Below are 19,667 nucleotides of genomic sequence, written 5' to 3' on the forward strand. Positions count from 1 at the left end.
GCCTCCATCTTGGGTTGTGCGCTGACTGTGCGTCGGTGGCTCCGGGGCTCGTGTGGTCCTCAGCCTGTCAGTCGTGCGTGGCTGTCAGGCTGGTGAAGTCGAGTCGTTCGACAGGTATCTCGTACAGGTCGCCGTCGGCCATCGAGACGAGTTCGTCCCAGGTCAGGGCGGTGTCGGTTCCGGGAATGTGCCATCCGCGGGGCCCGAAAGCCCAGGGGTCGTTGTTGTTGGTGTAGATGTCGTCGCCGTGGCGGATTCGCTCGACATTGGTGGGTTCGGGGTCGCCGGGCAGGAACTGTCGCGGGGGTGGGGTGTAGGTGCGGAAGTGCGCAACGGCTTCGGCGATGCGAGCGATTGCCCGCCGGAACCCGTTGACGCTGCGTGCTGCCTGTTCGGTGTCGTCGGTGGTCGTGGCCTCGGCGAGCCAGTTCCAGTTCTGGTCGAGGGCGCGGAGAAGACTGCGCAGGTGTAGGAGCGGTTCCGGCAACTCGCTGTCGTGCGGCGTGTAATGCAATCGCTCGACCTCGTAGTACTCGTCGGTGCCCCCTCGCCGGGTCGGACGTGCCCGGTCTGTGTTGATGGCCTCTCGCGCGCACACGGTACCGCACACCGCCCAGCGTGCCGCTGTGTTGTAGTGAGGTTTCTGTCCGAGAGTGCGCGAGTATCCTGGCTGCTCGTTGTGCGGGTCGTTGCGGTCGAGCGTTTCACTGCCGCCGATGGTCCAGCGGCGCACGATCTTCTGCGGTGGTTCCCCGCACACGGCGCAGCTCTTCAAACGCAGGTGTTCGAGGCGTCGGGATTCCCCGATACCGAATTCATCGTCGTCGTCGGGCGCGTAGTCGTCGTCGTAGCGGTCGCTGTGTGCTTCCGGGAGTCCCGGCGGATCCCAGGCCAGAGCCAGAGAGCGCAGGGTCGCCGGCAAGTGGTCTAGGGCGAGGTCGTGTTCGACGGTGGCCTCCATGACGATATTGCGGACCGTGGGATGCGAGAGCCCGACGAGTTTGGCCAGCGAGCGATAGCTGTCGCCCCCGCCGTCCCACGCCGCGATCCGGCGCAGCAGCTCGTCACGTTCGCTGCGGTCAGCGCTCATCAGCCCTGCCACGATCTGCAGGCGATCGCGCACTCGGGCACGCGCGGCATCACGCAACTCGGTCACGTACTCCATGCCGCCGTCGATCACGACCCGGTTCCCGGCCCGGCGTGGCGTGATCCGCTCCCGCACCTTGTCCACGACCGCGGGCAGGTCCTTGTCCGGCAGGTCGGCATCGACGAGCTGGACGAGTAACCTGTGGTCGGCGTCGTCGATCTCGTGGATTTCGAGGATTGGCCAGTCGGCCAGCAGCTCGGTCAGCCGACGACCGATCTCGTCGCGGGCGGCCGCGGCGTCGGGCGTGAGACGCTGGTGCCAGCCGCGTGGGGATTCGGTCACGGTCAACCCGTCCGCGACGTCGGCGGCCAAGGGGTCGATCTGTTCGGCGAGCATGGCGAAGAACTCGTCGTCGAGGACGACCCTCGGGATGGGCCACCGCACCGTCCGTGCGCGCTCGTCGTGCCGACTTGCCCGCGCCGCGTCCTCACATCGAGCGGTCAGTTCCGGGAGCTCTCCGGAATCGGGGTCGGGCACGAACAATTCGATGACCGCCGGCGGTGGCCGGTGCTCGCCGGTCTCGGGATCGAACCACTCCGGTGCATGCTCGCGGTCGGCGAAACGCAGATCCGGCCACAGCGCTTCCGGATCCGCCACACCCACCACACGCCGACCAAACACCCCGTCACGTTGCATGGAAGGAAGTGTTACATACATCAAGCGGTGCTGTGTGCGTCGGAAGAAAATTTTACACCCATGGGATTGGTTGGGTTGCTGTCCTATCGGATGCGGACACGCACCGCCGCGCTGCTGATGATCGCACCAGACCCCGACATCGACGCCTGCGCCGGAGCTTGGTGCACCCATTGCTCAGCGGGCGCAATCCCACCTGCGGTTCGGGACACCGCCTCCGGGACAGGCCATCGCGCACGTCATCGGCCGACCAGCCACACCGAAGAGCGCAGCCCGGGAAGCGACGCGGCCGTTCTTTCACTGCGCTGCTGATGCGTCCTCGGCTCCGCTGGTGATTCCTTCTTCAGAGGTGTTCAGCGGCACCGCGAACCGATGAATGGTCCCGTCATCGCTACGGAAGCGAACGACCGCGCCCCCGAACTCAGCGGCAATGGCCTCCTGGTCCATGCCGACGTTCAAGCTCTCGGGATCCGGGAACTCTTCCCCGAGAATCCGTGTAGCACCCGCCAGAATCCCCAGCACGTCTTCGTTGATGGCGTCCATCACCACGTCCAATGGGACAAACTTCTCAGGGCTGTCGTTGACCTGCAATGACGGTGAATACTCGAATGTCGGGTGGACAGCGAAGTCGGTTGAGTTGGCGGGGCGCCGAAATCTCAGACGCGCTACCACCGATCCATCCGACACTTCGCCCGCGATGCGTTCGTCGTCGATGATCTCGTACTCGCTGTCGGTGATGATCGGGCCGGCATCGAAGGCTGTCCGACCGACGATATGTACCGCGCGGTGTTTGTCCACGTTGGACAGCCAACGCAGCGAATCCAACGGGACTCGGTCGGGTTGATCGGCGTGGAACGGCTGCACTGCCTCGACCAGCTCCCAGAATTCCGGTGCCACCAGGTGCTGAAGGTCCTTGGCTTTCGACTTGAACTTGTCTTTGTCGCCGTACAGCGGGAACGTGACCAGCTGCGGTCTGGCCGGCATGCCCGTCGCGGTGATAGTGGCAGCCCAGAACGTATGATCGAGCGCCGCGCGGAGATTGGTGAGGATGTCGCCCACAAGGACGCTCCACCGTTCCGGATACGGCTGTCGGACCCGGAGCACCCAGTACATCTTCACCAGCGGATCGGACCGATTGCCAGCGTTGTCGAAGCGGATGTAGTCGTAGGTATCGCCGCGGGAGAACTCCCGCAGCTCGCGGGCCAGGCCTCGCTGGTGCTCCACACCTCTGGCCCACTTGATCCACGCCGATCGCATCACCCCGCGATCCTACGGGCGTCTCGGACAACCTCGAGGCCCAGCTCGGTCGGCGGCTACCGTGGTTCCGGTCGACTGCGGATCAGCCCTTTGTTGCGAGGTCGTGCAGGCAGTCGGCGGGCCAGGGCTATTGGCGGCTTCGAGCTTTGGCCCCTTGGGCGTCATAGTCCCTCTTATTTCAAAGGAACACCTGGACGGCCACCGCGCCCAGTCATCAGGCTCTCCACGTATCGCCACCAAGCAGCTGCACTAGCAAGCTTCCGCATCACCGGCGGCGTCGGGCCAGTTGGAAGTGCGAAGCGATTCAATTTCATTTTGCTGCATGATTCCGCGATCGGGTTTCAGGCACGCAGTCCGCAATTGTCGACCAGCGGACCTCAATCACGGAAGCGTCCTGATCGCGTGCCTTTCCACGGCAACAGGAGCAGCAGAAATAGACTCAGCCTGGCCGTCGGGTGTGGGAGTCAGTGGCCCAGGGATATGCTCACAGAACCCGATCGCACCAACTTCAAAGGGGGATTCCGCCCGTGCCCGAAAACCTTCAGCCCGCCGCGTCTTCTGGGCCGGACCCCGCAGGCGGCGCCCAGCTCGAGGATGCGCTCCGCGCCGCTGATCGAGCCGAGCCCTCGAATTTTGAGCGTCTCGTACATCTCGGCCGCTCGGACACGATGGCCAACTTCACTGCGGCGCTGATCGAAGCGAAGGGGCAGAGCAACTGATCGACACCTCCGAGAACAGCGGTCTGCCAATCCGCCAGCCACCCCGGGTGCGGACCCTCGAATTCCGGCCAGCGCTGCGCGACTGCTTCGTTCAAGGTCGGCAGCTGTTCGGCGCCGGCCCACATCGGATCCGCGGCCAGGAACCGGACCCGGCCACATCTGCTGATCATCGCCGCCGCGCACAGCGGGAACGCCAACCATGCGGCCTCGGGTGAGACGGCGATATTCCGTACTGGCGGCCACCGCCTGGGTCGGTGGGGATGGCAACAACTCCGTCAGTGCGGCTGCTGACCCACCGCCGAGTTTTTCTGACCGGAGCGCACTGACACGCAGGCCTGCCACAACACGCCCCATACCCCATCGACCATCACCGGAGAGCGGGCGGATTGAGCATGGACGAAAGCCGCCACCGCGCGCGGAGTCAGCGTCCAGACCTGTATGAATCGCTGGGCCAGCGGAATGGCCTCAGCAAAGCGCGCGTTTGAAGCTTTGGCGTCTGCCGTCGAGCTGGGGTTGCCGAACCCTGCGCTCGCCGCCCTGTGTAGCTCGGCGTGGCCGGGTGTTTCGGACCCGGGACCGACCAGCAGAGACATTTGCGGCACACCGCGATCGTCCCGGGCGTCGGGCGGGCATTCCTTGCTCAACAGACGTGCGAACGCGAACGCCAGATGGATATTCGCCAGCCCGGGGTGCTGCCGGTCCAGTGTTTGCAGCACCGGCCCAGCCAAGGCATTCGCGGCCAGCTTCGAAGCCGTCGTCGGATCCTGCCGGTTCGCATGTACGCCGAGTAGTTCCTCGGCGACGGCTCCCACCGCCTGGTCGATCGGACTCGCGTTATCCACCACCTCAGGCTACAAGGCATGGTTGAACCCGGAGAATCGATTGGCCGCCGCCGTAGCAGCTGAGTGCTGGGGTCGACCGACTGGCCGCGGGATGCGCGTGGTGGTCACACCACCGTGTAGGCCGTCACTGGCGTTCGTCCGGATCTGCACCCACTACTTCGCGCACGCCGCCTGGCTCGAAGACGGGCAATTGCTGCGTGACGCCCACCACCTCGCCGCCATACCGGGGGTACTCATCCACGGCCGCCTCGACCTGTCCGCACCATTGCGCACAGCGTGGGAGCTCGCACGCGCCTGGTCCGGCGCCGAACTACGGATCATCGAGGACTCGGGGCATACCGGCAGCCCCGAGCTGTCGGTGAGCATCCTCGACGCGATCGCCCGCTTCGCCACCTGAATCCGGCCGTCGACTGCTTCCGCACCGAGCACGGGCCTCGCGTACGCGCCCTCCTGGTCACCGCGCTCAGCAGCGTACTCGCCCGGGCCGATATCGCCGGCCGCTACTTCCGACCGGTGAGTAGCCGGCTACGGCCTTTTGTGCAGTGCGGACAAAGACACTTTACCCATTTGTGCCACGTGCCCATATATTCGGTAATTCCTGGTGAATCCATTGCGCATAAGAATCGAGCCGGAAGGTTTCTTCGACCCGGTCCCGAATTGGTGAACACTCGCACCCGCCGTCGCCACAGGCGTCCCCCACGAGAAACGTGAACAATCACTCCTGGATGTTCGACAGCCGAGTGCGCCCGAGCCTCCCATGAGGTTCGGGCGCACTACCCGATCCGGTCGTCAGGACTCGAGCGACGCGACCACACAGGCCAGGAACTGGCTGTAACCAGCGGATTCCATCATGCACTGGTCGGCGACGACATCGAGATCGACACGGGGCGGAGCGGCATCGTGGCGCTGCGCGGAGGCCGCAGCCGCCGAAATCATGACAGCAGCGGAGGCTGCCACCACGGGGAGACCGACGAATTTCACAACGGTACTGAACATGTTATTTCCCTTCGGGGACGGTCACCGGTGACGGCTGCGCACTCGGTGTCGGCGTGGTTTCCAAGATGCGGCATTGTCGCGCACAATTTGTCCACCGCGGAATATGTTATACCCGGGGGAATATTTCGGCAGCACGAGAAATTCCCACCGCTGACCGGACCTCCTTTCCGGCCGCCTGTAGGAAGCGGCGGGACACCCCCACGGGCTGCCGGCCGTGAATCTCCGTCCGTCCAGGAGAGAGCGGAGTCGATGCCCGGCCGGCGCCGGCCGCCCCGGGCCGCCACGAGCCATTCACAGATAGCGGACGCCGTGCCATACGGAATCCTTCATGATCCGCTCACCCAGATCGAGCGCATCACCGGTGAGTGCAGCGAGTTCCGCCGGAGTCGGGATGGTCTCGCTGTTCACCTGAAGCCGACCGCGATAGTCCTCCAGCAGACTCTTGTCGGCGGCCGAGATCGTCCCGCTGTCGACGACGGCGTCGAGACGGGTCCGGATATTCGCCAGGGACGCGGCGAGCAGATCGCGGCGCGAATTCCACTGATAGCCTTCCTTCGCCCAGACCAGCCCGCCGTCGTCTTCGGTTTTCACCTCGATACGGGCCACTCCGCAACGCCGGTAGTACTCCTCGAGTGACGCAGACAGCGAGCGTGCGAATCCCTGCTTCCGATACCCTTCCTTGAGCCGCATACTTTCGTTGCACACCACCAGATCTCCTCGGCTGTCCCGGCGGAAGCTTCGGAACACAGCCCCACATGGGCACCTCTGGCTGTGCACCGACCCCACCATGCACACGTCTGGATCGAAGATCAGGTAGTGATCCGCATGTTCGCAGGTAGCCGTACGCGGATCGGTCCGTTGTCTCCCGAGGCAGGACCGGCACCGTCTACCGTTGCACCCTGATGATCGACCACCGACCCCCCGAACGATACGAATCCGTACCACAGCGAGTGGTGGACGGTGTCCGCGCCGCGGCGTGGGGTGGAGTGGTGCTACCTCGGACGAGGATCAGCGACTACTTGGCATTCCCGGTGGTAGAGATCGATACACAGGTCTGGGAGGAGCGCGTCGCCGGAGGACGCGGCCCAGAACTCGATCGATCCACCCTGGGAATATGGGAATCCTGGACAACCGATATGGGGGCCTCGCCGCCCCGTCCGGCCGTGTCGATCATCGGCTTCGTCTCGGCGACTCATAAACCCGCGGACGCATTGAACGCGCTCGACTCACTCGCCGGCTACGGCGCCGGGCTATGGCTCACCTCCGGCGCCCGCGGCCCCACCGCATGGACACTGTCGGAATTCGACCTCGCCGAGGTCTGCGTTGTTCGTGAACAGACCGGCGATTTCGATGTTCTCGTAGAAGGACGACGCGGTCCGGTCACCACCGCGCGACGGATGGCATCGCTGCGGCACAAGGAGGAGCTGCTGTTCGGGTGGGCACTCACCACGGGGTACTCGCCTGCGAATGCGGGGTCGACGACACCCATGCATTGAGTGCCTTCGCCGGCCTCCACATCCCGCTTTTCCTTCTTGCGATCACCTCGTGGTTCCGCTGAGCGACAGCGCACATCGTTTTCCACTCGCTACCTCGCTCCCCGGCCGGGTACATCATGAGGCTTTTCGCCAGTTCGGCCTGAGCAGCGAGTGAGTGTTCGAAGGCCGCCTCTTCGGGATCCGTTCGGGACCAGATCCAGTCGAGTGACCGCCCCAGGCACACGCTACAGTCGCATTTCCACACCTCGAGACCTGGATTTCGGCTGATTCCATCCTCGATCGTGGTGAGCCGCTTGTAGGACAACAACGCGGGGACATACGCTGCCGGTGGTGGCATGAACCCACCAGCGCTATCTGTCACCGGATATATATGGCGAAATGCAGTTTTGGTACCTACCGATACCGCGACGGCGCCGTGTGCCAGGGCACCCAGCACGGACGTGTCCGACCGTAGCAGTAGTGCAGGCACCGGGCAGCGCAGCACGGCGATCAAGCCCGAGACCGCGGCTTCCGTCGCAAGTGGATCTCCTTCGGACTCGAGCATCAGTGCGACAGGTTTACCAGCGGCGGCGAGCTCGGTGATCAACGCTTCGTGATCGATTGTCAGCCACTGCATCGCCAGTGGTAGCGCCGTGACCAACTGCGGCGAGTCCGATCCCCAGGCGAGGACCGCACGCAGAGCGGCCAGATCGTGGGCGGGAATATACCCGGAGTCGGTGAGTGCCCACCGCAACCCGAGTTTCACCTGCAGATTGATCCACCCGGTAGTCATGCAGCGGGCGCCTATCCTGCGGGTCCTGCCGCTATAGCGATTCGCGTCGAGCAGAACGGCTGCGTGCCGGTTCACATGCCGAATACGGCGAATCGCCGTTCTCGCATCCGTCTCGCTGCGTGTGGTGATCACCGCGCCCACATTGTCGGATACGGTCAGTGACGCAAGTGCCTCTGCCGCCGACGCGGGTGCGTGCGCCATGAACGGCGGCCCGAAGTTCGGTGGCCTGTCGGATTCGTCGAAGATCAGCGCATCCTGGAATCCGTTCACGATCTCACACCCCGAGGTCACTGCGAAATATGCCCTCTCCCAAAGTAACTCGAGGGAACTACCAATTCGGGCGATATGCCGGGTTTTGACCTGCGGACGCGGGTGATTCCCAGCGGCCGGCTGCAGATCGGGCACGACGTATCACACCGGGTCGGCATCCTTCTTTGCCATACTGCCTGTATGCGGTGGCTGAGCGGAGCGATCGTCGCCGGCGGCGCCGGGATGGCCGGGTGGGGATGGTGGCTCGGACAGCGGCAGGGGCTTGTCTTCAGGTTGAACCCGGAAAGTAGCGCATCGAAGTCACTGACGACCAATGGCACCGGTCAATACCTATACCCCCTGGTGTCATTGGCCATCATGCTGCTGATAGCAGGATCGCTCCAGCGGCGCCGGGAGGACATCCGCATCGGCTGGGCGGCCTGGCGGGAGCATCCGGTGGCACTTTCCCTCGGAGCGCTCGTCTGGGCTGCCGCGCCTTGGTGTTGTTTGCTGCTCGGCCTGCTTCTTCGCGACTGGGCGGGAGGCGTGCCGGCGGGTCGTCATCTGTCCCGTTGGCTGCTGGCCGACCGGCCGTTCTTCTGGTTCATCGGCGTACTGTGCACGGTTCTGTCCGTTCACCTCATCGCGGCCGGTCCCTGGCTGACGGACTATCTCTGCCGTGTGCTGCGCTACCAGCGTCGGTTCCGGCGACTGCAGCGACAGGGAAAGCAGGAAACGCTGGCGCGGGAGGTCCTGAAGCTCGGCGAAGAGATCGCCGAGCGGCCGTATCGCGAACAGATACTGATCGGCCTGCTGCTGCGCATCGATGCCGGCGGCCCCCACCACGAACTCTGGGACAGCGTGCTACGCACGGTGTCCCGCATGCCGCGGCTGGACGAGCCGGGCCGGCTGTTCCGGCTCAGCCCACTGTGGAAAGTACAGGTGAGAATGCGTCTGGTCCTTGCCGAGGCTCTGATGAGTGAGTATCACCGCACCCAGGCAAGTCCGCACTTGGACACGGCCTTGCGGATCCTGGAGGGGCTCCACCGCTGCCCTCCGGTGCTTGCCGGACGCGCTGCGCGTGCCGGGATCGCGCTGACCCTCGCGTGGGCTCTGGGGTTGCGCCACACACGAAACCCCGGCGCCGACGCCGGAGGCCTGGGCCGGGCCCTCGCCCTGGCAGAGCAGGCCGCCATCGTGCTCCCGGCGGAGGCGGCGGGCGGGGTGGTCGGCCGGCTTCTGGTCAAGCAGTACGAGCGGCAAGCGGACGTGGCCACGCTGTCCCGCGCAATCGACGCACTCCGGTCGGCCGGCCCGTCATCCGCACTGATCTGGGCACTGGTGCTCCGGCACCGGACAGCTGCGAATGGCAGCGACCTGATGGAGGCCGGTGCTATCGCCCGGGACTTGGCCGCCGAAGCTCCGGACGGCGAGGAGGGGCTGTTCGTGCTGCTGTTCACGGCGATCCAGTCGCCGGCGTGGCGATTCGGATCGGAGCGTGCTCTGGTGGTGGACCTGCTGGACGTGCTGGACGCCCTGCCGACGGTCTCCTTTCCGCTGAACGCGGTGACCGCCATGTGCAGAGCCGCTCTCGCCCTGGACGAAGACCACGAGATGGCCCTCTCCTGGTACGAGCGGGCCCTGATGCTGACCGAACAGTCCGCCTCCCTCGGGCTGAGCCTCCATGACCGGAAGGTTGTGCTCGGCACCGGAGTCCTGTCTCCTCCTTCGGTCGCGGATATCGCCCTGTCCATGGGCCAAGCCGGGCGGGCCGTGGAGTTGCTGGAACTGAGCCGGACCGTCATCTGGGCGCAGACCCGCCGGTTGCGTCGTATCGGGCCGCCGCTCGGCGTGCCGGCACGGCTGACAGAGCTCCGCAGCGAGCTGGACAACCCACGCTATCCCGGGCCGGGAAGCCGCGATCTGCTGTCCGGGCACCGCGCGGCCAGGGCTCGTGCCGAGCTGGCCGCCGAATGGGAGAGTCTGACCGCCGAGCACGATTCCGGCCGGCGCATGGGCTTCTCCGAGCTCCGGGAGGCGGCCCACGGTGGGCCCGTCGTCATCGTCAACATCAGCGATACTGGCTGCGCCGCAGTGGTCGTGCTGGCCGATCGTGATCCCGTACACATAGGACTTCCCCTCGCGGACCACGCCGAGCTGGCCGCCCGGGCGGGGGGCCTGCTCGTCGCCACCATCCGGGGCATGAACGCCCGCGCTCTCGCCCGCCTTCTCTGGGACACCATCGCTGCCCCCGTGTTAGAGGTGGTCGAGCCGTATCTCGGCCCGGACCGCCGGGTGTGGTGGTGCCCGACCGGCCCCTTGTCCGCCGTTCCCCTGCATTTGGCCGGTCATCACGATCAGAAGAACGGCCCCGCGCTGATCGACCACGTCGTCTCCTCTTATACGCCCAGCCTGTGGGCGCTGCGGGACGCCCGCCGGACCGGGCCGGATGTCGTGGTTCCCACCCGGCCCTCGACGATGCTGGTCGCCTCGCTGCGCGAGACCCCCGGCATGCCCGAACTCGAGCACGCCGAAGAAGAGGCGGCGATCGTCTCGTCCCGATTCCCGGCGGTCAGAGCGTTGGGCGAGCAAGAGGTCACTGTCGCCGCGATACGAGCCGCGCTGCACGACCACCCGTGGGTACACATCGCCTGCCACGGCGATGAGAACGGGCTTGTTCTGCACGACGGACATCTCGGCCTGGACGAACTGGCGGATATGAAACCGACCGGTGAGCGGCTGGCGTTCCTGTCGGCCTGTGTCTCGGCGCTCCCGGACGCCCGGGCCGTGGACGAGGTGCTCCATCCGGCCGCCGCGTTCCACCTGAACGGCTTCTCCCACGTGATCGGGACCATGTGGCAGATCAACAGCGCGGACGGGCCTACAGTCGCGGACGACTTCTACCGCATGCTGCTGGCCGAGAGATGCGGCCCCGCTCTGGCACTCCACCATGCCCAGCATCGGCTCCGCGAAGGATTCCGGGCCGACCCCGCGCGCTGGGCCCCGTTCGTGCATATCGGTCCCTGAAATGGCCAGTGCTGGTGCACAGTTGGCACATGCCCTCCTTTTTCCGACGACGTGCCCGCCAGAACGAAGCCGCTCCGGCTCCGTCGCAGCCTCCGGAATCGAGTGCGCCGCCGCAGGACCCCACGCTGGCTCATGCCTGGTTCTGCGAGCGACTGCCGCACTTGCGCGCCGAAGCGGACAAGTACGGCTGGCGCCGGGAGCTGGAAGGCCAGGTGACGGCTGTACGGGACGGGCGACCTGCCGACGAGGCGCTCGCGGCACTGCTGCTGGACTCGTCCGGCACCGTTCGTGGTACCGAAGAGGTGCCCCTCCGAGACGTGTGGGACCCGAATCCGATCGGGCAACGCTTCCATTGCCCGCGTGTCCTGTGCCCACCACGTGGTCGCGGCCAGGACGCGCGCGAGCCGTGGTGTCACCTCGAAGACCGACCGTTACAGCCCACCACCTACCGACTCGACCCCTAGGTGTAATGACCATGGACGCCCTTCTCACCGGTCTGGGGGCCAAATTCGCCGAGCGGTGGATCACCCTGCTCGCACTACCCGGCCTGCTCTTTGCGCTCACGCTGACGCTGTCCTGGTGGCTGCACCCGCTCGGCGCGGCGCATGCCCTCGACCCGGCCCTGCTCAGTGACCGCCTGGACCAGGCGCCGCCACGGTGGCCGGCAAATACTTCGCACCGGGTGGTGCTCGCCGCGCTGGTGACGCTTAGCGCGGCGGCCTCGGCCGGCGCCGCTGCGGAATTGAGCCGTGCCATCGCACAACTGTGGCTGGGACGCGGTGTGCTGAGCGGCAAGATGCTGGGCGTTTTCCGCCGCCGACGCATCCGGCAGGCCCAGAACGCGGCCCCGCCGAACCATCGGGCCGGTTACCTCCCCGACCGGGCGACCCGCATCGGAGACCACCTGCGACTCGCCGAGAAGCGGGTGGACGCCCAGTACCGGGTGGCGCTGATCCGGATCTGGCCTCGATTGTGGCAACTGTGCGACGACAGTCAACGCAGCCCCGTCCAGCTTGCCTGGGACCGGTACACCACAGCCTCGGTGCGGGCGGCATGGTCCCTCGGCTACCTGGCGCTGGGCCTCCTGTGGTGGCCGACCGCCATCGTCGGAGTCACCCTCTACCTTTCGGCCTGGGCCGCCGCCCGCCGCGCGGCCGCCGAACTCGGCCTCCTCGTCGAGGCACTGACCGACGTCAAACTTCCGGAACTGGCTTCTGCCCTGGGAGTGCCTCTGCCACACGGCCGGCTCACCCAGGCCGACAGCCACGCCGTCGAAAGCATCCTGGACAAGGGCACGTACCTCCCCGGGCCCTCGGATACCGGCGATCGTCGATGAGACCGGATAGCGGCGACGGCCGCCGACCTGAAAAGCGGCCGCCGACAGCAACCAGGACCACCGGTCGACACCGGTTCGAGGCAGACGGCGTATGCCGCGATTCTGAAACTCACCCACTGGACCTTATTCCGCTGTCGGGCCTTCCTGGTGACGCGAGGAATGCTGCGGCGACCGGCCTCGATTCGCCGGGGCAGCTGGTTGCCGATCACCCCCGGGAGACAGCGATCAGGAAACCGACCGGAGGTCCGACACGGTGGGCACGATCGCCGACAGTTCGCGCCATTCCCGCAACGGCACACTGGCCGGATCGGTGCCCACGACCTGCAGGCAGACATGGTCGGCGCCCGCCGACAGATGTCGGCGCACCCGTTCCTCGATCGCATTCAGATCGCCATATGCCATGATCGCGTCGACCAGCCGGCCGCTGGGACCGGCGATATCGTCGTCACCGAAACCCAGCCTGCGCAGATTCGCCGCCTGATGCGGGGCGCCGGACGCGTATGCGGCGACATAGGATCGGGCACGCTCACGAGCGCGACCGATATCGGGGTCGAATACGATCGGTTGCTCCACGCCGAGAAACGACTCCGGGCCCATCACCGCCCTGGCATGAGCCGTATGTTCGACCGGAACGAAGTAGGGGTGCGCTCCCCAGGTCCGTTGCGCCGCCAGTGCCAGCATCTTCGGCCCCAGAGCTCCTACCACCCGCCGAACCGGAAGAGCCGGGACCGGCCCATGCGAGGGCACCGCATCCATCGCGTCCAGATACCCGCCCATCAAAGCCAAGGGCCGGCCACCGGCGGGGATCGTGAATCCACCGGCCGTGATCGGCCGGCCCCCGACACGATGTCCTCCGAGCCCCAGGAGATAACGACCGGGGAATGCTTCACCGAGCGCCCGCTCAGCCGTGGCCATCGAGATCGGGTCCCGCAGTGCGACATTGGCGATTCCCGATGCCACCACGATCCTTCGGGTGGCCGACAGCAACAGCCAGGCCTGCCCGATGGCGTCCCGGCCGAGCCCTTCGCCATACCAGAGCGCGCCGAAACCCAACTCCTCGATCTCCGCGGCGGCATCGCGCACCGCTGCCGCCGGCTGCCGATCGAAGGCCCACGTCCATACCCCGACGACACCGGGGTCCTGTTGATTCATCCGATCCTCCAGCACTCGTAACGGAGAGGTTCTCCGGTACTACCCGGATACAATATGGAGAACTTCTCCGGTTCACAAGAGGTATTGATGAGATCGCACGCGCGGCGCAACTACGACCAGATCTTGCAGGCAGCGACCGTGGTGTTCGCCGACTCCGGCCCCGACGCATCCCTCAACGAGATCGCCCGCCGGGCGGGTGTGGGGCCGGGAACTCTGTACCGGCACTTCCCGAATCGCCAGTCTCTGCAGGCTGCCGTGTTGCGAGAACGCGTCGAGAATCTGTGCGGGGAGGGCGCCGATCTCCTGCGCCTGCCCGACGCCGGCATCGCCCTGGTGCGGTGGTTGTATTTGCTACTACTGCACGCCCGTAGCGATAAAGGGCTCGGAGCGGCGGCACTCACCGGCAGCACCGATCAGAGCGCGCAGTGCCGGACAGCCATCGTGGAAACAGCCGCCCACTTGGTCGCGCGCGCAAAGGACAGCGGCACAGTCCGAAGTGACACCTCCGCCGACGACCTCGTACACCTGGTAGCCGGCATAGGCCTGGCCACCGAGTACCAGCCCGACTCCGCCCGGGCCGAACGGCTCCTCGACACCGTGCTCAGAGGAATCGGCATGGTGGAGATACCGGGCCAGGGAATCGGGTCTCGACGGCAGGCAGGAGCGGCTATCGAGCCGCCTGCATGCGGCTCAGCGCCGCGAGTGCCGCGGTGAGGTGCTCGATGTGGCGTGGGTCGCTCGACCGCAACTCCAGGAACTCGCGATCCTCGCCCGCATCACGCAGCTGTGTCAGCCACGTGACCAGCGCGGCAGTGCCCGCGGGGGTCGGGACGAAGAGGGTCCCGCCGCACGCCGGGTCCGCGAGCTGTGCGGTGTCTCCGGTGAGGATCTCGGCGAGCGCCAGGGCCGTCACGTCGTACAAATACTCGTCTTCGGTGGGATCGCCGCCGAGCAACCCCGCCGTGCGGGCGGCGTTCACCAGTTCGTCGGCCGTGACCTGATCCCGGCCCTCGGACATCTCCTCGACCAGGGCCAGCACTTCCAGACCCTCGTCGCTCTGCAGCGCCTTGACGCCCCATGCACCCACAGCCCTCACTCCAGCGACGGCCTCGGGCGGTCATCGCCCGCTCACACCGCCGACACCCGGCACGACGCCCACGCAGGTTTTCCTCCCGGCGAACGCCGCCGGCCCCGCGCCATGGCCGGGCCGCAGACGGCCCGGATCGGGCAGCAGCGGCGAACTGTCGGCGGTCACTGCGACGCGGGCGGGATACTCTGCTCGTACCGGAAGACGTTGCCGGGGTCGTACTTCGCCTTGATCCTCCGCAGCCGCTCGAAACGCTGCCTCCCCCAGTAGGCGGTCTCCCACTGCTGCATTCCGACGTTCGGCACGTTGACGTAGGCGCCATCCACGTAGGGCCGTAGTGCCTGGCTGAACTCAGCTGTCCAGGCCTGGGCCTGCGAGGTCAGCGGGTTGCCGACGCCTGGTTGCGCCGAACGGGTGCCCCAGCCTGCGCCGATCTCGCCGTAGAACAGCGCGTCGCGATGCGCGAACGCCGTGCCGCCGGGGGGCTCCCTCCGGATCGCCCCACCGAAGGCATCGACGAAGTAGTTGCTCTGCTCGGTGGGAGCGTTTCGCATGAAGTCGCCGATGATGTCGATCGCCTTCTCCGGGAAAAGCTCTTTGACGAACTGCGAGAAGAACTTCCAGTTCGCGGGCTCTTGTTCGAGCGGGAGCTGGGCTCCCGCGAAGATATCGCCCCAGTTACCGACCTGCACCGTGACATCGGGCGTGCCGGCCGACAGGATCGGAGCCAGCATCTCTGTGGCCTGTGCCGCCGCCCCCTCCACAAGCCACGCGGACAGCAGGATCTGAGATTTGCGGACCTCGAGCTCCGATCCCAGACGGCTGTCGGCGGCCGGTACCGTGCGCTGCCATCCCTCGAAGATCCGGTGCAGGTCACCGAGTCCGTCCCATGTCGCCTGCACATAGGCGAGAGACGCGAGCGGATACACCTGGTAGGTGAGTTGTGTGACGATCCCGAAGTTGCCGTTTCCCGCCCCGCGCAGCGCCCAGAGCAGGTCCGAGTGGTGCTCCGAGTCCGCGTTGATCACCTCGGCGCAGTCGTGACCCGCCGGAACGACGATTTCGGCTGCCATCAGGCTGTCGCAGGCCATGCCGAGCCGGCGATTGAGGGGCCCGAGGCCACCACCGAGTGTCGCACCGCACACGCTGACGCTGCCCTCACTTCCGGTCGTGACCGCAAGGTCGTGCTTCGCGAGCGTCGTCACCGCTTCCAGCTGGGTCAGCCCGGCGCCGACCGTCACGAGGCGAGCGCCGGGGTCGATCCGGACCGACTTCAACCGGCTGACGTCGATCACGATGCCGTTGTCGACGTTCGACCAGCCTTCGAGGGCGTGGCGGCCGCTGCGCACCCGCAGCGCGACGTTGTGCTGCCGCGCCCACGTGAGTGCGTTCACCACGTCCTGGGTTTGCTGTGCGAAGACGATGGCCAGCGGATAGTGGGAAAAGAGCTGGTCCCAGCCGAGTCGCGCCTCCGTGTACGCCGCGTCACCGGGGCGGACGATGTGGCCGGTCAGCGTCGCGGGCGGACACCCCGAGCTGTTACCCGAGTGGCCCGCGGACACAACTCCCGGGGCGCTCGTGCTCGTGGTCTCCGGGGCGTCCGCGGCCGTGAGGCCCGCAACACCGATCGCTCCGACGCCGACGGTGGCCGATGTCCTGAGCAGGTCACGGCGAGAAAGTTCGTTCAAGTTCGAATCCTCTCGATCGGGCTACGCAGTGCCCGGCTGCCGAGAGAACTCTTACCCGCCGGCCACCGGGCAGTCCTTTGTGGTCGATCCCCGCACGGTAACGGGGTGATGTGGCGGGGCCTATCACTTGGGCGGCGGGGCGTCGCCGGTCAGGCCGAGTCGAGGTCGAAGGCTGGATCAGGCACGCGCCGCGCTGGAGACGCTTCGTAGTACCCGCGCCGACGTCGACCTGCCGATGTGTCTTTTCTACCTATCCGGCGATCCTCGATTCGTCGGTGGTCAGCGGCTCCGACGTAGCGGGATCGAGGGGTTCTCGCCGCGTGCGGTCGCGAACCGCGCCACGGAACGCGTGGCGAGCCGACGAGACCCCGGCCGGCCTCCGGCCGGGACTCGGAAGATCTAAGACCGGCCTCCGCGCGGTAGGGAGGTCGGTGGAAAGGGTTGCCGTCGGTCGCGGCAGAAACTTTTCTGAGCCGGCCGACACGAACAGAAACGGTGTCTGCGATGACCGAAGTACTGCCACTGGCCTACGGGTACCTGCGCGACGATCTACTCAGCGAACGCGGCTCGGCGGAAGGCATGCTCCAAGCTGCTGCGAACGCGCTCGGCTACGAGCTGGGCACAGTGTTCCACGAACCGCGGCCGTGGCGCGAGGGGCTTCCCCCCGCGTTCGTCGATCTGCTCCTGGAATGCCGGCGGGCTGCCGCGAACGCGGTGATCACACCGCACGGCCATCTGTCCGAGACGGTATCCCGACCCGTCCTGCGGACGGCCCTGGAAGCGCATGGCGAATTGGTCGTGCACGAGGTCGGTTCCTGATGCCGGGCGCCTGCAATGGCTGAGTCACCGGTCCCACCGGCTTCGGGTGCGGTCTGGCCGGTCGGGCATGCTGTGACATTGCTGAGAGATCCGCTGGCATTTTTGTCGTCCCTGGCGAATGACGGCAGTGAGCTCGTGAAGATACGGATCGGCCCCGGGGCCGCTGTCGTGGTGTGCGACCCGGACCTCACCGATCGAGTCCTTCGTGATGATCGCACTTTCGACAAGGGCGGCCCGCTGTTCGACACAGCGCGGAAGGTGGTGGGTGACAACGTGATCACCTGTCCGCACCGTATGCATCGTCGGCAGCGATCGTTGATCCAGCCGACGTTCGCCCGCGCACGACTCGCGAATTACGGCCGAGCGATGACGGCCGAGGCCGATGCCATGACCGCCGCCTGGAACGACGGTGAGGTCGTGGATATGCTGGCCGAGACATTGCGCCTGGCCACACAAACTGTGATGGCGACCATGTTCTCCGGCGCACTGGCACCGCACGTCCGCGATCGAGCGTTGGCCGATGTCACGGTGGTTGTCACCGGGTTGTACCGGCAGATGCTGGCGCCGCCGCTGGTGAATCGGTTACCCACGCCCGGCAATCGCCGGTATGGGCGAGCGCACGCACGCCTTCGCGAGTTGATGGCGCACATTGTCGCTGAGCGGCGGATCGACGGCACCGACCACGGGGACCTGGTTTCGGCCATGCTCTCGGCCCGACTCCCCGCCGAAACAGCCGCGCCCATCGACAGCGGCGGCGGCATGACCGACAGCCAGATCTGCGATCAGCTCCTGGCTTTCTTCATCGCCGGGTCGGAGACCACCGCGAGCGCGCTCGCTTGGGCGTTGCATCTGCTCGTGGCCCATCCCGAGATAGAGGAACGGCTGCATCAGGAGACGGCCCGAGTCCTCGCCGGCGCTCCCGCCCGCTGCCGGGACCTGCCCGACCTGCCGCTGACGGGGCACATCATCACCGAAGCACTGCGGCTCTATCCACCCGGCTGGCTGTTCACCAGAACAGTCACCACCGATACTCGACTGGGCGGCTACGACCTGCCCGCCGGAACCTCTGTGGTGTACAGCCCCTATATCCTGCATCGTCGCAACGATCTCTATCGGAACCCGAATCGCTTCGATCCCGACCGATGGGACACCCCGCAACCGCCGATTCGGCGGAAGGAGTTCGTGGCATTCGGCGCCGGCCCGCGGCGCTGCCCGGGCGAGGCCTTCGCTCTCACCGAACTGTCACTGGCGCTGGCCACGATCGCCGGCCGGTGGCGGATTCGCCATCGAGTCGGCACCCGCGCCCGTCCTGCGGTGGCGATGGCACTGCACCCCCGCGACCTGCGCATCCGCGTCCATTCCGCCAGGTGTGGCGGTGCTCTACCGTCGGCGGGAGGCCACCGATGACGGTTTTCGAACAGCCTGCTCTGCCGGGGATCTTCTGCCCTATCGAATCCGACATTCATCCTGCGGTCGAGACGATCGAAAACCGGTCGATCGAGTGGTTGAGGGCCGGCAAGTTCCTCGAGGATCGCCACCAGGGGCGCGCCCTGATCGCGACCAAGTCGGCCGAGTTCATGGCGAGAATGGCACCTCACGGCTGTGCCGATCGACTGCAGATCGCTTCCGATTGGGCCTATTGGGGATTCGCATTCGACGATCGCTTCGACCGTGGCCCGCTGTCGAAGGATCTCGGTGGGTTCGTGTCCTATGCCACCAGGATCGTACGCGTGCTGGAGGCGCCGGGATCGGCGTTGCTGGAGCCCGATCCGCTGGTGAGCGGCCTCCTCGATATCTCGGCACGATTCGCCGAATGTGTGACGCCGGTTCAGCACCGTCGATGGGTTCAGGCCCACCGTGCCTGGTTGTTCGGGGTCTGCGCCGAGATGAGTGCGACGACGACGCCGAGCGTGGACGAGTACCTCGCCATCCGGATCAACAACGCCGCGGGCGAGATCGTCACCGTCATCACCGAACTGGTGAACGAATACGAACCTCCGGCGGCGGAGTTGGAGCTGCCTCGGGTCCGGGCACTCACCGAGATGGCACGGGTGCTCGCGGCCCTGGACAACGACTTGCACTCCCATCCCAAGACAGTGGCGTTGAACGAGACCAACCAACACAATCTGCTGACGGTGATCGCAGCGCGCCATGCCTGTGGGCCGGACGAGGCCATCGCACGAGCGGTGTGGTTGCGTGACCGGATCATGTGCCGGTTTCTCGTCGCGGGCGCACAGACGAGCGGGCTGAGCACCGACACCCGTCGCTATCTCCAGGGCCTGCGCCATGTGGTCCGCGGCAATCTCGATTGGGCGCTCGACGTCGAACGTTACAGAGTCGACGGTCGATCCGTGGCCGACTGTTTCACCATCAACGACTCCCCTACCGATTCCTCACCCGATCCCCCGGGGATTTCGTCGATCAACTGGTGGTGGCAGGTATGACGC

The 19,667-nt window shown here is 66.3% G+C and carries 18 protein-coding genes and 1 pseudogene; 10 read left to right on the plus strand and 9 right to left on the minus strand.

Annotated elements, in window-relative coordinates; all coding sequences use genetic code 11:
- Positions 1 to 67: 67 nt before the first annotated feature.
- Both NF4_RS05000 and NF4_RS05005 read right to left on the minus strand, forming a co-directional pair.
- On the minus strand, positions 68 to 1,753 hold the full coding sequence (locus tag NF4_RS05000; RefSeq protein ID WP_063126126.1) for a hypothetical protein: 1,686 nt from the start codon (positions 1,751 to 1,753) through the stop codon (positions 68 to 70).
- 324 nt (positions 1,754 to 2,077) lie between these two features.
- Positions 2,078 to 3,040 carry a hypothetical protein gene (locus tag NF4_RS05005; RefSeq protein ID WP_063126127.1) on the minus strand — a complete coding sequence of 321 codons (963 nt, stop codon included), beginning with the start codon at positions 3,038 to 3,040 and terminating at the stop codon, positions 2,078 to 2,080.
- Between the two features lie 524 nt (positions 3,041 to 3,564).
- Here NF4_RS05005 and NF4_RS05010 point away from each other — a divergent pair.
- Positions 3,565 to 3,756, plus strand: coding sequence for a hypothetical protein (locus tag NF4_RS05010; protein ID WP_063126128.1), 192 nt, complete (start codon positions 3,565 to 3,567; stop codon positions 3,754 to 3,756).
- A 275-nt stretch (positions 3,757 to 4,031) separates the two neighbouring features.
- Here the strand turns inward: NF4_RS05010 and NF4_RS05015 are convergent, their stop codons facing one another.
- Positions 4,032 to 4,598, minus strand: a complete 567-nt coding sequence (locus NF4_RS05015; RefSeq protein WP_157119985.1) for a hypothetical protein — start codon at positions 4,596 to 4,598, stop codon at positions 4,032 to 4,034.
- A gap of 46 nt (positions 4,599 to 4,644) precedes the next feature.
- Here NF4_RS05015 and NF4_RS05020 point away from each other — a divergent pair.
- Positions 4,645 to 4,995: pseudogene (locus NF4_RS05020) on the plus strand (alpha/beta fold hydrolase); the annotation flags it as partial.
- A gap of 392 nt (positions 4,996 to 5,387) precedes the next feature.
- Here NF4_RS05020 and NF4_RS05025 read toward each other — a convergent pair.
- Both NF4_RS05025 and NF4_RS05030 read right to left on the minus strand, forming a co-directional pair.
- Positions 5,388 to 5,594: a hypothetical protein gene (locus tag NF4_RS05025; RefSeq protein ID WP_063126131.1), complete on the minus strand. Its 207-nt coding sequence runs from the start codon at positions 5,592 to 5,594 to the stop codon at positions 5,388 to 5,390.
- A gap of 291 nt (positions 5,595 to 5,885) precedes the next feature.
- On the minus strand, positions 5,886 to 6,302 hold the full coding sequence (locus NF4_RS05030; protein WP_063126132.1) for a hypothetical protein: 417 nt from the start codon (positions 6,300 to 6,302) through the stop codon (positions 5,886 to 5,888).
- Positions 6,303 to 6,496: 194 nt separating this feature from the next.
- Between NF4_RS05030 and NF4_RS05035 the strand changes: the two genes are divergently transcribed.
- Positions 6,497 to 7,090: a hypothetical protein gene (locus NF4_RS05035; protein WP_063126133.1), complete on the plus strand. Its 594-nt coding sequence runs from the start codon at positions 6,497 to 6,499 to the stop codon at positions 7,088 to 7,090.
- On the opposite strand, the gene NF4_RS05040 is transcribed toward NF4_RS05035, so the two are convergent.
- Positions 7,038 to 8,267, minus strand: a complete 1,230-nt coding sequence (locus NF4_RS05040) for a hypothetical protein (RefSeq protein WP_157119987.1) — start codon at positions 8,265 to 8,267, stop codon at positions 7,038 to 7,040. The genes NF4_RS05035 and NF4_RS05040 overlap by 53 nt on opposite strands.
- A 45-nt stretch (positions 8,268 to 8,312) precedes the next feature.
- Between NF4_RS05040 and NF4_RS05045 the strand changes: the two genes are divergently transcribed.
- From NF4_RS05045 to NF4_RS05050, 3 genes are read left to right on the plus strand one after another with little or no spacing between them, the layout of a single operon-like run.
- Positions 8,313 to 11,138, plus strand: coding sequence for a CHAT domain-containing protein (locus NF4_RS05045; RefSeq protein ID WP_198165220.1), 2,826 nt, complete (start codon positions 8,313 to 8,315; stop codon positions 11,136 to 11,138).
- A 29-nt stretch (positions 11,139 to 11,167) separates the two neighbouring features.
- A complete protein-coding gene (locus tag NF4_RS37505; RefSeq protein WP_157119991.1) occupies positions 11,168 to 11,602 on the plus strand; it encodes a hypothetical protein in 435 nt (144 codons plus the stop codon).
- Between the two features lie 11 nt (positions 11,603 to 11,613).
- Positions 11,614 to 12,474, plus strand: a complete 861-nt coding sequence (locus NF4_RS05050) for a hypothetical protein (protein ID WP_157119993.1) — start codon at positions 11,614 to 11,616, stop codon at positions 12,472 to 12,474.
- A 225-nt stretch (positions 12,475 to 12,699) separates the two neighbouring features.
- Here NF4_RS05050 and NF4_RS05055 read toward each other — a convergent pair whose 3' ends face one another.
- The gene (locus NF4_RS05055) at positions 12,700 to 13,626 is read right to left on the minus strand and encodes a TIGR03620 family F420-dependent LLM class oxidoreductase (protein WP_063126357.1); all 927 of its coding nucleotides are present in this window, start codon (positions 13,624 to 13,626) and stop codon (positions 12,700 to 12,702) included.
- An 87-nt stretch (positions 13,627 to 13,713) separates the two neighbouring features.
- On the opposite strand from NF4_RS05055, the gene NF4_RS05060 reads away from it, so the two are divergent.
- Complete coding sequence (locus NF4_RS05060) at positions 13,714 to 14,340, plus strand: TetR/AcrR family transcriptional regulator (protein WP_198165221.1); 627 nt, start codon at positions 13,714 to 13,716, stop codon at positions 14,338 to 14,340.
- Here NF4_RS05060 and NF4_RS05065 read toward each other — a convergent pair.
- Both NF4_RS05065 and NF4_RS05070 read right to left on the minus strand, forming a co-directional pair.
- Entirely contained in the window at positions 14,294 to 14,713 is a 420-nt protein-coding gene (locus NF4_RS05065) for a hypothetical protein (RefSeq protein ID WP_063126137.1), read from the minus strand. The genes NF4_RS05060 and NF4_RS05065 overlap by 47 nt on opposite strands.
- Before the next feature lie 164 nt (positions 14,714 to 14,877).
- Positions 14,878 to 16,401: an FAD-binding oxidoreductase gene (locus tag NF4_RS05070; RefSeq protein ID WP_063126138.1), complete on the minus strand. Its 1,524-nt coding sequence runs from the start codon at positions 16,399 to 16,401 to the stop codon at positions 14,878 to 14,880.
- A gap of 504 nt (positions 16,402 to 16,905) precedes the next feature.
- Between NF4_RS05070 and NF4_RS05075 the strand changes: the two genes are divergently transcribed.
- The 3 genes from NF4_RS05075 to NF4_RS05085 are packed head-to-tail and all read left to right on the plus strand — an operon-like array spanning position 16,906 to position 19,664.
- Positions 16,906 to 17,220, plus strand: coding sequence for a hypothetical protein (locus NF4_RS05075; protein WP_063126139.1), 315 nt, complete (start codon positions 16,906 to 16,908; stop codon positions 17,218 to 17,220).
- A gap of 15 nt (positions 17,221 to 17,235) precedes the next feature.
- The gene (locus tag NF4_RS05080; RefSeq protein ID WP_063126140.1) at positions 17,236 to 18,627 is read left to right on the plus strand and encodes a cytochrome P450; all 1,392 of its coding nucleotides are present in this window, start codon (positions 17,236 to 17,238) and stop codon (positions 18,625 to 18,627) included.
- Complete coding sequence (locus tag NF4_RS05085) at positions 18,624 to 19,664, plus strand: terpene synthase family protein (RefSeq protein ID WP_063126141.1); 1,041 nt, start codon at positions 18,624 to 18,626, stop codon at positions 19,662 to 19,664. The genes NF4_RS05080 and NF4_RS05085 overlap by 4 nt, the downstream gene beginning before the upstream one ends.
- Positions 19,665 to 19,667: the final 3 nt, after the last annotated feature.

Source organism: Nocardia fusca NBRC 14340 (assembly GCF_001618425.1).
GTDB classification, from domain to species: Bacteria; Actinomycetota; Actinomycetes; order Mycobacteriales; family Mycobacteriaceae; genus Nocardia; species Nocardia fusca.